Genomic DNA, 13612 nt, shown 5'->3' with positions numbered 1-13612 from the left:
CAATCGCCGAGCGAGGAAAAGTCGTTTGGCGCGGGCAGGGCGCATCACTACACTTTTTCTGTCAGCCCGGTTCCGGGCGCCATGCAGGAAGTCAGATGCCCGACCTAGCCCGTTTGCAGCTCGATGCGGTTTCCGTCTCCTTCCCCACGCCGAACGGCGTATTCCAGGCCCTGGCCCCCGTCGACCTGACGGTGCCGGCAGGGCGCTTCATCAGTCTGATCGGCCCGTCGGGCTGCGGCAAGAGCACGCTGTTCAACGTGATCGCCGGCCTGCAGGCGCCGACCTCGGGCCAGGTGCGGGTCGATGGCGACGACGTGACCGGCATGATCGGGCTGGTGGGCTACATGCTGCAGAAAGACCTGCTGCTGTCGTGGCGCACCGTGCTCGACAACATCGTGCTCGGCATGGAAATCCGCGGCGTACCGGTGGCCGAAGCCCGGGAACGTGCCTTGCCCTACCTGCGCAAATACGGTCTTGCCGGCTTTGAACACGTGTACCCGAGCGCGCTGTCGGGCGGCATGCGGCAACGCGCGGCGCTGCTGCGCACCTTGCTGACGGACACCGACATCATCCTGCTCGATGAGCCCTTCGGCGCCCTGGATGCGCAGACCAAATCACGCATGCAGGACTGGCTGCTGCAGATCTGGGCCGACTTCCAGAAGACCGTCGTCTTCGTGACGCACGACGTGGAAGAGGCGGTCTATTTATCGGATGACATCTATGTGATGGCGACGCGGCCCGGCCGCATCGTCGAGCGCCTGGATGTGCCGCTGGCGCGCCCCCGATCGCGTGCGCTGGTGTCCGATCCCCGCTTCATCGAGATCAAAGAGCATTGCCTGTCGCTGCTGTCGCACGACACGTCCGACGCGCCGCTGGCTGTCGCCTGACGTTGCCGCATGACGTCGCCGTGTGACGTCGCCGCATGACGTCGCGGCCCGATCCCGCCTCCGCCTGATTTCGTCCTTGCAAGGAAACGTTCATGTCCACGACTACCGTCACTGACGCCGGCGTCGGCGCCGTGCTGTCCACGCCCGCGCCCCCCGCCGCCCGCCGCGCGGCCACGCCTCGCAAGGTGCGCCGCCTGCCGGTGCAGAAAGCGTGGCCCATCCAGATCATCCTGGCCGCGCAGCTGGGCCTGCTCGTCGGCGGCGTCGCGCTGTGGGAAGCGGCCGCCGAATATGGCTGGATCGATGCCTTCTTCTGGTCGCGGCCCACCGCGATCTGGGCGACCTTGCTGACCTTTTTTGAAAGCGGCAATGCCTTCGTCGACATCAGCTACACCTTCCGGTCCACGCTGATGGGCTTTTTCCTTGGCACGGTAGGCGGCGCCACGCTGGGCCTGTCGTTCTGGTGGTCGCGCAACTACGCCGCGATCATGCAGCCCTACATCATCTGTTTCGAATCGCTGCCCAAGCTGGCGCTGGCCCCCCTGGTGATCCTGGTGTTCGGCATGGACCTCGCGTCCAAGGTCGCCATCGCCACCGCCCTGACGCTGGTGGTGTCGACGCTGACCGCCTATGCCGGCGTACGCGCCATCGATCCGGACGGCGAACGGCTGTTCTATTCGCTGGGCGCATCGCGCTGGCAGGTGTTCCGCAAGCTGGTGGTGCCGGCCTGCATTCCCTGGATCATCTCCATCTTGCGGGTCAACATCGGCCTGGCATTGACGGGGTCCATCGTGGGCGAGTTCATTGCCTCGCAGCACGGCCTGGGCCGCACGATCATGTATGCCGGCCAGACCTATGAGATCGCCCTGGTGTGGGTGGCCGTGCTGGTGCTCGCGACCCTGTCGATCGTGATGTATGTCGGCGTGTCCTGGCTCGAGCGCGTGCTGCGCAAGGGCGTCACGCACTGATCTTTGCCTTCGGATCGGGCCGTCCGGCCCGTCCCGTTTTCCTTTCTTTGTCGTTCACCCTGGGATAGCACATCATGACCTTCGGCCTTTCTTCCGTCTTCCGCGGCCTGTCCCTGGCGCTTGCATTGACCGCGACCGCTCAGGCCGCCGACCTTGAACCCCTGGTGGTGGCCGAACCGGTGCACTCCACCGGTTACCTGCCGCTCTATGTCGCCATCCACAAAGGGTTCTTTGCGCAGGAAGGCCTGGCGCTCAAGGTCGTCACGATCGAAAGCGGATCGGGCCATACCAATGCCGTGCTGTCGGGCCAGGCCTTTGCCTTCATTGGCGGCCCGGAACACAACGCCTACGCCAAGCTCAAGGGCGCCGAACTGCGCTCCGTCGTCAATGTGGTGGATCGCGGCAACGTGTATCTGGTCGCCAAGAAAGGCATGGCGCCCACGGGGCAGGACATGTCCGCCTTCCTGAAGGGCAAGGCCGTGGCCACCGGCGCGGTCGGCGGCACCCCCAATTCGATCACACGGTTCTTGCTGGACAAGTGGAAGGTGGATTCCAAGAAGGATGTGGAGTTGCTCGAGACCACGGCGGCGGGTGGCCTGGCTGCCGTGAAGGCGGGGCGCGCGCAGATCATCGTGGCCGCCGAACCGCAGATCACGCAGGGGATCCGGGCTGGCCTGTTCGAAGAGCCGTTCTACAACGTGCCGCGTGAACTCGGCCCCTATGCCTACTCGACCCTGAACGTGCGCCTGGAGTCGATCACCAAGCAGCCTGAAACCGTCGCGAAGTTCGTGCGGGCCGTGATGAAGGGGCTGCAGGCCACCTATGCGAATCCGGCCGAAGCCGCCGAGATCGCGCGCAAGGAATTTCCGACGATGCCGCCCGAAGATCTGAAGGCGACGATCGATCGCAGTTTCAAGGACGAGATCTGGAGCCGCGACGGCCTGGTCTCGCAGCAAGCCTGGACCACGTCCAAGTCGGTCGTGATGGACGCGGGCATGCTCAAGCAGGACGTGCCGTACGCGGGCGTCATCGACATGCAGTTCGTCCAGAAGAATGTCGCGGTCAAGTAAGCCTGATCCATTGCCACCAACCCGCTAGGAGCATTAGCCATGTCTGAACGCATCTGGGACAAATTCCTGACCCCCCGCGACAAGGAGGTGTTCGCCGCCTCCGGGTACGGCGCGCGGGGCGCCTTCGGCAAACGTCCCGCCCTGCTTGTGATCGATGTGAGCTGGGCCTTTGCCGGCGATCGGCCGGACGAGCCCATCCTGGAATCGATCAAGCGCTGGCGCAATTCGTGCGGCGCGGAAAGCTGGGTCGCGATCGACTCGATCAAGGAACTGATAGACACCGCGCACATGAAGGAACTGCCGGTGATCTACACGACGGGCTTCCGGCGCGAAGACAACTGGGACTCCGGGTCGTGGGGATGGAAGAACAATCGCAACGAAGAGGACGTGGCGCAGCCGGTCCCCGACCGGGACGGCAACGCCATCGTCGATGCGATCGCGCCGCAGCCGCAGGACATCGTGGTCTACAAGCAGAAGCCGTCGGGCTTCTATGGCACCAACCTGGCCAGCTATCTGACCCTGCTGGGTTGCGACAGCGTGATCGTGACCGGCACCACGACCTCGGGCTGCGTGCGGGCGACCGTGCTCGACGCGTTCAGCATGAACTACCGCGTCACCATTTCGGAAGAAGGCTGCTTCGACCGCAGCGAGGCCAGCCACGCCATCAACCTGTGCGACATGAATGCGAAGTACGCTGACGTTCTCAAGACGGCCGAGATCATCGCCTACATGCGCGAGCTGCCCAACGGCATGTTCAAGCTTCCCTCGGGCGCGACCAAGGCCAGCACCCAGTCCGTGCCGCCGCTGCGGGCGATTGCCTGAACGTGGGTTCAGGCATAGGCGGGCAGGCGCCGCGGCACATCGTGCCGGCTGCGTTTGACCTCGGCATGCAGCCAGTTGCGGAACAGGGCGACGTCGTTGCGCTGGTACGCGGCCGGCTTGCTGATCAGGTGATAGGCGCAGCCCAACGGCACCTGCAGGTCGAACGGCGCGACCAGCGCGCCGGTGCGCAACGCATCGGTGACCAGCATGGGCGTGCTCGCCACCACGCCCATGCCATCGATCGCCGCTTCGAGCGCCAGCAGCGAATGGGTGAAACGCGGCCCGCCATCGGCGTTGGGCGCGCTGACCCCTGCTGCGTCCAGCCATTGCCGCCAGAACGACTTGGTGCCGTAACGCAATCCCCGGTTGTCGTGCAGCAGCAGATGCTGCAGCACATCTTCCGGATCGCTCATGCCGTGCGCCCCGTCAAGCAGATCGGGACTGCACATCGGCGTGATCGACAGCGGCATCAGGGGCTCCACGTGCAGGTCCGGCGTGGTGGCGGGCAGGTGGTCATCACCGAACATCATCACCACGTCGGCCTGGTCGGTCCATGCATGGATGTCGAGGGTGGCCTGCGGCGTGCCGCGGCGGCCCACGAACGGACTGATGCGGGTCGACACCTGCACGTCGATGTCCGGATGGTCCAGCGCAAAGCGGTGCAGGCGCGGCATCAGCCAGCGCATGGCGAAGGAGGGCGCCGCGTACACCGACAGCGTCTGCGACTCGGTATGTTCAAAGATCTGTTCGACGGACTCGCGCAGGCAGGCCAGGCCTTCCTGCAGCTTGGGCAGGCACAGCCTGGCCGCGGCTGTCAGTTCGATGCCGTGGTTGACGCGCCGGAACAGGGGTGCTCCTATCAGGGATTCGAGATGACTCAGTTGCCGGCTGACGGCGCCGGGGGTCACGCACAGTTCTTCGGCGGCCTTCTTGAAGCTCAGGTGACGGGCGGCGGCTTCAAAGACCTTGAGGGAATTGAGGGGAGGGTGTCGGTTCGCCATGTGCTCTCGGCCAGGTTGTTGACGGAAGACCCTGTCTCCTCCTGGGAATACCTTGGTGCATGCGCTGCCGATGCGGTGCGTCGGCGGCGTGCGGTGCACGCGAGCGTGCATGCCGCTACACGGGTTCTTCTACGGCGCGTCTCTGGCGCCGGGTACGGGTCCATGAACCCGTACCAATAAGCATAAATCGTTCCAATTTGAGGACGAGCGGCGGCAACCTGGCCCGTCTGCCCGTCCAACCAGGAGATGTCATGCAAGGCAACACCCCTTTCAGGCCGGCGCACGGCGCGCGTATCGCCGCCGCCGCAGCAGTAATCGTCAGTACACTGAGCTTCTCCGGTCCGGCCGCGGCCCAGGCCTTTCCGGACCACCCGGTCAAGCTGATCGTGACGTTCACGCCAGGCGGCGCGGCCGATGTGACCGCCCGGATCTTTGGCGAAAAGCTGGCCGAGCTGTGGAAGCAGCCCGTGGTCGTGGAAAACCGCGCAGGCGCGGGCGGATCCATCGGCGCCGAAGCCGTGGTGCGTGCGCCGGCCGACGGCTACACCCTGCTGCTGGCCACCAACACGCACATCATCAACCAGGTCGTCTACCCGAACCTGACCTTCGACTTCACGAAGGACTTCGTGCCGCTCGGCCTTGTCACCTCGTCGCCCATGATGCTGGTGACCAACCCGTCGGCCCTGCCTGCCACCACGACCCGCGAATTTGTCGACCTGCTGAAAGCCAATCCCGGCAAGTACGCGATCGCCAGCTGCAACGTGGCCAGCCCGCACCACTTCGGGCTGGAAATGATGAAGCACGCCACCGGTATCAAGGCGCTGCACGTGCCGTACCGGGGCTGTACGCCAGCCGTAGCCGACGTGCTGGCCGGGCATGTGCCGGCCGCCGCGGTCTCCGCGCCGGCCGCCATCGCGTTCACCAAGACAGGCCGGCTGCGCGCCCTGGCGCTGTTCTCGAAAGACCCGAGTGCGTCTGCCGCCGGCGTGCCGACCTTCCGCGAAGCGGGTGTGCCGGCGCTGAAGGACTTCTCGCTGGACAACTACTATGGCTTCATGGCGCCGCCGCGGACGCCCCCGGCCATCGCCAGCAAGCTGGAGGCCGACATCCGCCAGGTGGCCGCGATGCCGGACGTGACGAAACGGCTGAACGACGCCGGGCTCGACATGCTGGTGATGCCGTCTGGCCCGATGATGCAGCTCATCCGCAGCGACTTCGAAAAGTATGGCGTGGCCGCCAAGGAAGCCAATATCCAGGCCGAATGAGCGTTCGCCATTCGCGCCGTGACAAGACAGGAGACCTATTGATGAACCGTTTGCAGCTCAGCCTTGGCTGTTGTGACTATGACCGTACCCGCGCCCTGTTCGATGGGCGCGTCACCGTGGAGGGGTGCGATCTGCTGCCGCTCGCCCTGCACCCCGAAGAAATCTTCCATCGCGCCTTCAATGGACAGGCCTTCGACATTTCCGAACTGTCCTTGAGCAGCCATACCGTCATGACGGCCCGCGGGCAGGCCGACTACGTGGCCGTGCCCGCCTTCGTGTCGCGTGTGTTCCGTCACTCGGGTATCTATATCCGGACCGATCGCGGCATCACGCGCCCGGAAGACCTGGCGGGCAAGACCATCGGCGTGCCCGAATACCAGATCACCGCGAACGTGTGGATCCGCGGCATGCTGCAGGACGACTACGGCGTGCGTGCCAACCAGGTGCACTGGCGGCGGGGTGGGGTGGAGCAGGCCGGCCGCCAGGAACGCGCGCCGCTGCAACTGCCCGATGACATCGACCTGGCGCAAATCGCGCCGAACGCGACGCTGTCCGAACAACTGGCGAATGGCGAACTGGATGCGGTATTCGGCGCCAAGGCGCCGTCGTCGTTCACGCGCGGCGCACCTAACGTGGGACTGCTGTTTCCGGATTTCAAGCAGGTCGAGCAGGACTACTACCGGCGCACCCGGCTCTTCCCGATCATGCATGTGATCGGCATTCGCCGGGCCCTGGTCGAACAGCACCCGTGGTTGCCGGTCAGCGTGTTCAAGGCCTTCAACCAGGCCAAGGCGCTGGCCATGACCGAACTGGCGCAGATCGGCCACCTGTACACCTCGCTGCCCTGGGGCGTGTCCGAATACCATGCGTCGCGCGCCCTGATGGGCGACGACTTCTGGAGCTACGGGGTTGACGCCAACCGGCACACGCTCGAAACCTTTACGCGATACCACCACGAGCAGGGGCTGTCGCCCCGGCAGGTGGGGATCGCGGAACTGTTCGATCCATCCACCCTGGACCTGTCAAAGAACTGAACAGGCTCAAGTTTGGGCGGGTTCGGACTTGAGGGCGCTCAATCCCACTCTGGCGCGATCGATGCAGGACTGGTCAGCCGTTCGCCCCGGTCCAGCGCGGCGATCTGCGCCATGTCCTCATCCGACAGGCGCAGGTCGCGCGAGCGCAGATTGCTCTCCAGGTTGTCGCGGCGGGTCGACGACGGAATCACCGCATAGCCCAGCTGCATGGCCCAGGCCAGCGCCACCTGCACGGGCGTGGCGTCGTGGCGGGCCGCGATCGCTTCCAGCACCGGGTCCTTCAGCACCTTGCCATAGGCCAGGGTCATGTAGGACGTGATGTGGATGCCGTGCTGCCGTGCAAAGTCGGCCACCTTGCGGTTCTGCAGATAAGGGTGCAGTTCAACCTGGTTGGTCGCGATCTGCTGTGCACCCACGGCGTCGATGGCCTCCTGCATCTGCGCCGTCGTGAAGTTCGAAATGCCGAACGCACGCGTCAGCCCATCGGACTGCGCGCGGGCCAGGGCTTCCAGTGACTCCGCCGCCGGCACCGTACGCGACGGCCAATGGATGAGCGTCAGGTCGACGCGGTCGGTGCGCAGGCGATCCAGGCTGTCCTTGAGGCTGTCGGCCAGCATGTCGCGCGACAGGTTGTCGACCCAGATCTTGGTCGTGATGAACACCTCGTCGCGCGGCACGCCGCTATCCGACAGCGCCTTCCCGACTTCGGCTTCGTTGCCGTAGATCTGCGCGGTGTCGATGCAGCGGTAGCCCAGTTCCAGGGCGGTACTGACCGAGTCGATGACGACCTGGTCCTTGAGGCGGAACGTGCCCAGCCCGAATGCAGGGATGCTCATGGAAAACTCCTTGTGGTGAAGGACAGCGCGGCTCAGGCCAGCGGCATGTCGTGTTCGATCCAGTCGGTCACCGACGCACGGCGCGGCGACCAGCCGAGGTCCCGACGGGCATGCACGCCGCGTACCCGGCTGTTGGAACCGAAGGAATAGCGGGCGTGGCCCTGGCCCCATTCGCGGGTGGCTTCTTCCACCGTCCATGACTGGACCGGGCCCAGGCCCAGGCGGTGCGCGATGGCGGCGCCGATCTCGGCAAACGAGGCCTCGCCGTTTTCAACGAAGTAGAAGGCCCCGGCCGGCGCGGATTCCAGGGCGAGGCGATACAGCTCGACCACGTCCTCGATGTGTACATTCGACCAGCGATTCACGCCCTTGCCGACGACACGCACCACGCCGCTCTTGCGGGCCTGCTCGACCAGAGGCGGGATCTGCACGCTGTCCGCATGCAGGCCTGCGCCGCGGCCATAGATCATGGTGTTGCAGATGACGACGCCGCGCACGCCCTGCTCGGCGGCATTCAGCACCAGTTTGTCGATGGCGTAGCGCGCCTGCTTGCCGTCTTCGACGATGAAGGGCGTGTCCTCGTCAAAGATCCGGTCCGACAGGCGGTCACCGCCCACGTCGTCGCCAATCAGACTGGACCCGCTGGTATGAAGCAGGGGCTTGTTGCTGCCGCGCAGGCCATCGATCAGCGCTTCGATGGCGCCGCGATGGTCGCTGTCGGCGGCGTTGATGACGGCGTCGGCACGCCGGGCCGCGTCCGCGAGCACGTCATGGTCATCCAGGGTGCCGATGACGGGTTCGATGCCCAGGGCGCGCAGCTGGCGCGCCTTGTCATCGGTGCGCGCCAGGCCGCTGACCGTATGGCCGTGTTGTTGCAGATGCTGGGCGATCGAGCCGCCGATGAAGCCGGTCGCGCCGGTGATGAAAACGTGCATGACACACTCCGATAGGTAGGAACAGACTGCAGTGTCCTCCTGTCGGGGTTTGCGAAAAACCCGTCATCGGTCCAATGATATTTGACTGCCAGTCAAGAATGATCGTGATCAGTTGTCCCGCACGCGACCGGCGCCTGGCGTGTGCCTGACGACATCTCCGAATTCCTTGGAGTCCAGGATCGCCAGCCGCGCCGCATCAATGGCCGCGGCATGCTCGCGGATGCGGCGGCGGCGGTCGAGCAGGATCAGGTGTTTGGTCTGCGCCATCGCTGCCGCCGAATTGGCGACCAGCCGGTCGGCCAGTTCCAGCGCGGCCTGCCAGCTGTCGGGCACGACCTGATCGACCAAGCCGATGTCCAGTGCCTGTTGCGGGGTCAGCATGCGCGCGGTCAGCATCAGGTCCAGCGCCTTGGCCTCGCCCACGATGCCCGGCAGGGTCAGGGCGCTGACGCCCGACAGCATCCCGTGCTGCGTTTCCGGAAAGCCGATCTTGCCGGTGGCCGCGGCAATGCGGAAGTCGCAATGGATGGCCAGCGTAAGGCCCATGCCGACCGTGAAGCCGTGCATGGCGGCGATCACAGGTTTGTTGAGTTCGACACCGACGCCAGGAATGGCGCGCATCAGTGTCTCGGTATCGACCATGGTGCCGGTGGCCTGCATTTCCTTGATGTCGGACCCGGCGCAAAAGGCGCGGTCGCCGGCGCCGCGCACGATCAGGACCTTGACCGCGGGATCGTCGTTGGCGGCCTGCCAGATGTCGCCCAGCGCGCGTTTGCTGGCGGTGTCCAGGGCGTTCATGCGCTCGGGCCGCTGCAGCAGGACTTCATGGATGCCGTTGGCAACCGGACGGAATTCGATGGTCATGGACGCTCCTTGTCATGATGAGCGGACATTCGGCGTTGACACCATCCGGCTCGAGTCGCAAACTATATCCCAATGTGTGCAATGTAAACAGTATGTGCATATAACGCACATTCATCATTCGGAGCGACCCATGAAAGCCGTCATCCTTTCCGCCTTTGGCGGGCCCGATACCCTGCAGGTCCAGGAAGTCGACACCCCGCGTCCGGGACCGGGCGACGTGCTGGTGCGGGTCCGCGCGGCCGGTATCTGCCACCACGACATCCTGCACCGCGCGGGCAAGCTGCCCGGCGCCAAGACGGGCGTGGTGCTGGGGCACGAGACCGCGGGCGAGGTGATCGAGGTCGGCGCCGATGTCATCACCCACAAGGTGGGCGATGCCGTGGTCATCTATCAGCGCCAGTTCTGCGGCATGTGCCGCAACTGCCTGCGCGGACGGCAGGACATGTGCCGTGCCCTGGGCCTGCCCGCGGTCGATACGGTGGGCGGCTATGCCGAATATGTGAGCGTGCCCGCCAGCATGGCGATCAGCGTGCCGGCTGGCCTGCCGTGGCAAGCGGCGGCGCTGGCCTGCTGCCCGATCGGCACCAGCCTGCGCGCGCTGCGGACCCTGGCCAATGTCAGCCCCGGCGATTCGGTGCTGATCACGGGGGCCAGCGGCGGCCTGGGCATCCACCAGATCCAGATCGTGAAGGCGCTGGGCGCGCGATCGATTGCGGTGACGTCGAGCCCGGCCAAGGCCGAGCATCTGAAGGCCTTGGGCGCCGACGAGGTGGTCGTGGCCCCAGACCTGAAGTTTGGCGCGGAGGTCTGGCGCCTGACCGGCAAGCAGGGGGTGGACGTGGCAATCGACAACCTGGGCATGACGCTGCCGGAAGTGCTGCGCACCATGGCGCAAGGCGGCATCGTGGTCGTGCTGGGCAATCTGGATGGCAAGCCGGTGGACGTGTCACCGGGCCTGCTGATCGGCCGCCGCATCCGGATTGCCGGGTCGGGCAGCGCAACGCTGGAAGACATCCGCCATGCCCTGGCCATGCTGGCCAACGGGCAGATCAAGCCGATCATTTCGGCCACCGTGTCGTTCGATGAAGCGTCGCACGGCCATGCCCTGGTCGATGCCAAGGCGGTGGAAGGGCGGGTCGTGATGGAAGGCTGGTCATGAACGTTGGCAGCGTCTTGCGCCGGTGCGCGCAGCAGTGGCCCGAGCAGGTCGCGGTGATCGATGCGGATAGCGGCCGCGCCTTGCCCATCGGCGAGTTCACGGGCCTGGCGTTCGGCCTGGGCGCATCGTTGTGCGAGCAGGGCTACGCGTTCCAGGACCGGGTGGCCATCCTGGGCGACAACACGTCGGACTACCTGCTGTGGGATTACGGGCTGATGTCGGCCGGACTGGTGCGGGTGCCGCTGGACCCGAGCCTGAGCCTGGACGAGCAGGCCGCGCAGTTGCGGGATGCGGGCGCGCGGCTGCTGGCCTACGGTCACGACCATGCCGAACGGGCGCAAGCGCTGCACGCTGCCGTCCCCGGCGTTCGCCTGATTCCGCTGGAAGTGGACGTCGCCAACGCACCGCGGCGCGCCGAACCGGCGTCGCGGCCCGCGCCCGAAGCGATGGCGTCACTCAATTACACCGGTGGCACGACGGGGGTGCCCAAGGCCGTGATCATCACGCATGGCAGCCTGACGTCCGCCCTGCACAACATCGTGACGGGCCGCGGCCAGGGCCCCGGCGACGTCATGCTGAACATGCGGCCGATCTGGCCGATCGCGGCCATCGTGGTGTTCGCGCAGATCGCAGCGGGGGGCACGGTGGTGCTGGCCGGACGTTTCCAGCCGCAGCGTTTCCTGGACCTGTTGCAGCAGTATCGGGCGGCATCGACGTCCCTGGTGCCGACACATCTGGTGCGGCTGTTGAAAGAGACCCGGCCGCAAGACGCCGACCTGTCGGCGCTGCGCACGATCGATGTGGGCGCGGCGGCCATCCCACCCGACGTGTTCATGGCGGCCATTGACGCATTCGGTCCGCGTATCGGCATCATCTACGGCCTGACCGAAGCGTCGTGGAGTTGTTATCAGTCGCCCGACGCGCTGCGCGATCCCGCCACGCGTGACGCGCGCATCCGCACGGCGGGCCGGCCTTTGTTCGGTTGCGAAGTGCGCATCGACGCGGATGACGGTCTGGCGGCGCCCGATGTGGAAGGTGAAGTCTGGATCCGCGGCGCGCACCTGGCCGCGGGTTATTGGGGCAAGCCGGACCTGACGGCGCAAACCTTCCAGGATGGCTGGTTCCGCAGCGGTGACCTGGGCATGCTGGACGACACGGGTGTGCTGCGCATTACGGGCCGGCTCAAGGAAGTGATACGGACCGGGGGCAAGTCGGTGCTGCCTGACGAGGTCGAGCGCGCCGTGTGCAGCTATCCGGGGGTGGCCGACGCCGCCGCTGCCGGATTGCCGGATCCGGAGTGGGGAGAGCGGATCGGCGTGCTGGTCGTGCGGGAAGCCGGGGCCGACGTGGATGCCGAGGGCCTGTTGGCCCATTGCGGCACCGTGCTGTCCGGCTTCAAGAAGCCGCGGGTCGTCAGGTTTGCCGCCAGCATTCCCAAGTCGCACTACGGCAAGATCCAGCGCGCGAAGGTCCGGCAGCTGTTGATGGATCCGGACTGAGCGCGCTCAAGGTTGACGTCCGCTCAGGTCTGATCGGTGATCAATGACGGCGCGCATCCGGTATAGGCGGGATGCATGGGCTGCAACCGCGCGCGGCGTGAGGCCGCCCGCGTTGCCTGTTTATTCCGAGATGTGCGCGGCATTCACGATCTGCTGCGACTTGACCGACTCCTGATCGATGAAAGCCCGGAAGCGGGCGCCCGAGATACCCGAGGGATCCAGGCCCTGGCTGGCGAACCAGGTCTTGACCTCGGGATTGGCCACGACCTTCTTGACCGCGCCTTCCAGCGTGTCGATCACGTCTTGCGGCAGGTTGGCCGGGCCCCAGAACCCATACCAAGTTGAAAAGTTGACGTCCGGAAAGCCGGCTTCGGCAAAGGTCGGCACGTCGGGCGCAAGCGGGCTGCGCTTGTCGCCGGTAATTGCCAACGCTTTCAACTTGCCGCCTTTGACCGGCGGCAGGGACGTCAGCAAGGGATCGATCATGCCGCTGACCTGGCCGCCCATCAGATCGACCAGGGCAGGGGCCGTGCCCTTGTACAGAATGGTCGGCACGGGCAGGCCGGCGCGGAACTTGAACGATTCGACCGCCAGATGGCCCGCCGCACCAAAGCCGCCCACGGCAAAGTTGAAGCGTTCGGGATTGGCTTTGGCCTTGGCCACGAAGTCTTGCGCCGACGTGGCGTTGACGTTGGGCGCCGCCACGAACAGCAAGGGGCCGGAGGCCACGAGGTTCAGCGCCGTCAGGTCCTTGATGGTGTCGAAGCGCGGCTTCTCTTTCATGATGAAGGGATTGACCACCACGGTTGATGCCGTCAACAACAGCGTGTAGCCGTCGGCCGGAGACCGCGCGACGGCTTCGGCGCCGATGGTGCCCGATGCGCCCGCGCGGTTTTCGACGATCACCCGCTGGTTCAGCGTGTCGGTCAGGCGGGCCGCCACGGTGCGCGCAACCGCGTCGACCGCCCCGCCTGCCGCAAACGGCACGACCAGCCGGATGGGCTTGTCGGGGTAGGCGGCCAGGGCGCCGCCGGGCAGGGCGATGGCCAGTGCGGCGGCCAGGGAAAGCGGCGTAAGGACGGGACGTAACGGCATGCGGCACCTTCAGGAAAAAGCTGACGTGATTCGATAGCGACGCAGTCTACGCCGCCGTGCACCGGGATGTCCCCACCGCCTCAGACTGATTTCTTATGTGTATATTGCGCACTTGCAGTGTGTAGTGTGCACACAAAGACTATCCATGCACCGCGATCGCGTCAATCGGAAAAAGCG

Annotated in this window: 13 protein-coding genes; 8 read left to right on the top strand and 5 right to left on the bottom strand. The window is 65.8% G+C overall.

What is annotated here, in order from left to right:
• Positions 1 to 95 precede the first annotated feature (95 nt).
• From HD883_RS12095 to HD883_RS12080, 4 genes are all read left to right on the top strand, one after another.
• Positions 96 to 887 (top strand): ABC transporter ATP-binding protein, encoded by a 792-nt coding sequence (locus HD883_RS12095; RefSeq protein ID WP_179585196.1) that lies wholly within the window; start codon positions 96 to 98, stop codon positions 885 to 887.
• 92 nt (positions 888 to 979) lie between these two features.
• A complete protein-coding gene (locus HD883_RS12090; protein ID WP_179585199.1) occupies positions 980 to 1855 on the top strand; it encodes an ABC transporter permease in 876 nt (291 codons plus the stop codon).
• 74 nt (positions 1856 to 1929) lie between these two features.
• Positions 1930 to 2925: an ABC transporter substrate-binding protein gene (locus HD883_RS12085; protein ID WP_179585201.1), complete on the top strand. Its 996-nt coding sequence runs from the start codon at positions 1930 to 1932 to the stop codon at positions 2923 to 2925.
• Between the two features lie 39 nt (positions 2926 to 2964).
• Entirely contained in the window at positions 2965 to 3747 is a 783-nt protein-coding gene (locus HD883_RS12080) for an isochorismatase family protein (protein ID WP_179585203.1), read from the top strand.
• Positions 3748 to 3755: 8 nt separating this feature from the next.
• Here the strand turns inward: HD883_RS12080 and HD883_RS12075 are convergent, their stop codons facing one another.
• Positions 3756 to 4748: a LysR substrate-binding domain-containing protein gene (locus tag HD883_RS12075; protein WP_179585205.1), complete on the bottom strand. Its 993-nt coding sequence runs from the start codon at positions 4746 to 4748 to the stop codon at positions 3756 to 3758.
• Between the two features lie 251 nt (positions 4749 to 4999).
• On the opposite strand from HD883_RS12075, the gene HD883_RS12070 reads away from it, so the two are divergent.
• Both HD883_RS12070 and HD883_RS12065 read left to right on the top strand, forming a co-directional pair.
• Positions 5000 to 6013: a Bug family tripartite tricarboxylate transporter substrate binding protein gene (locus HD883_RS12070; RefSeq protein ID WP_179585207.1), complete on the top strand. Its 1014-nt coding sequence runs from the start codon at positions 5000 to 5002 to the stop codon at positions 6011 to 6013.
• A gap of 41 nt (positions 6014 to 6054) precedes the next feature.
• Entirely contained in the window at positions 6055 to 7047 is a 993-nt protein-coding gene (locus HD883_RS12065) for an ABC transporter substrate-binding protein (protein WP_373563354.1), read from the top strand.
• Between the two features lie 38 nt (positions 7048 to 7085).
• On the opposite strand, the gene dkgB is transcribed toward HD883_RS12065, so the two are convergent.
• From dkgB to HD883_RS12050, 3 genes are all read right to left on the bottom strand, one after another.
• Positions 7086 to 7883 (bottom strand): 2,5-didehydrogluconate reductase DkgB, encoded by a 798-nt coding sequence (dkgB, locus tag HD883_RS12060; RefSeq protein WP_179585211.1) that lies wholly within the window; start codon positions 7881 to 7883, stop codon positions 7086 to 7088.
• A gap of 32 nt (positions 7884 to 7915) precedes the next feature.
• Positions 7916 to 8818, bottom strand: a complete 903-nt coding sequence (locus HD883_RS12055) for an NAD-dependent epimerase/dehydratase family protein (RefSeq protein ID WP_179585213.1) — start codon at positions 8816 to 8818, stop codon at positions 7916 to 7918.
• A 108-nt stretch (positions 8819 to 8926) separates the two neighbouring features.
• Positions 8927 to 9682 (bottom strand): enoyl-CoA hydratase/isomerase family protein, encoded by a 756-nt coding sequence (locus HD883_RS12050; protein ID WP_179585215.1) that lies wholly within the window; start codon positions 9680 to 9682, stop codon positions 8927 to 8929.
• Between the two features lie 130 nt (positions 9683 to 9812).
• Between HD883_RS12050 and HD883_RS12045 the strand changes: the two genes are divergently transcribed.
• Together HD883_RS12045 and HD883_RS12040 are read left to right on the top strand one after the other, a co-directional pair.
• Positions 9813 to 10841 carry an alcohol dehydrogenase catalytic domain-containing protein gene (locus HD883_RS12045; RefSeq protein ID WP_179585217.1) on the top strand — a complete coding sequence of 343 codons (1029 nt, stop codon included), beginning with the start codon at positions 9813 to 9815 and terminating at the stop codon, positions 10839 to 10841.
• The gene (locus tag HD883_RS12040) at positions 10838 to 12340 is read left to right on the top strand and encodes a class I adenylate-forming enzyme family protein (RefSeq protein WP_179585219.1); all 1503 of its coding nucleotides are present in this window, start codon (positions 10838 to 10840) and stop codon (positions 12338 to 12340) included. The genes HD883_RS12045 and HD883_RS12040 overlap by 4 nt, the downstream gene beginning before the upstream one ends.
• A 120-nt stretch (positions 12341 to 12460) precedes the next feature.
• Here HD883_RS12040 and HD883_RS12035 read toward each other — a convergent pair whose 3' ends face one another.
• Positions 12461 to 13435 (bottom strand): Bug family tripartite tricarboxylate transporter substrate binding protein, encoded by a 975-nt coding sequence (locus tag HD883_RS12035; protein ID WP_179585221.1) that lies wholly within the window; start codon positions 13433 to 13435, stop codon positions 12461 to 12463.
• Positions 13436 to 13612 lie beyond the last annotated feature (177 nt).

Origin of the sequence: Pigmentiphaga litoralis (assembly GCF_013408655.1) — a bacterium.
GTDB classification, from domain to species: domain Bacteria; phylum Pseudomonadota; class Gammaproteobacteria; order Burkholderiales; family Burkholderiaceae_B; genus Pigmentiphaga; species Pigmentiphaga litoralis_A.
This window is presented reverse-complemented; position numbering and strand designations above follow the sequence as displayed.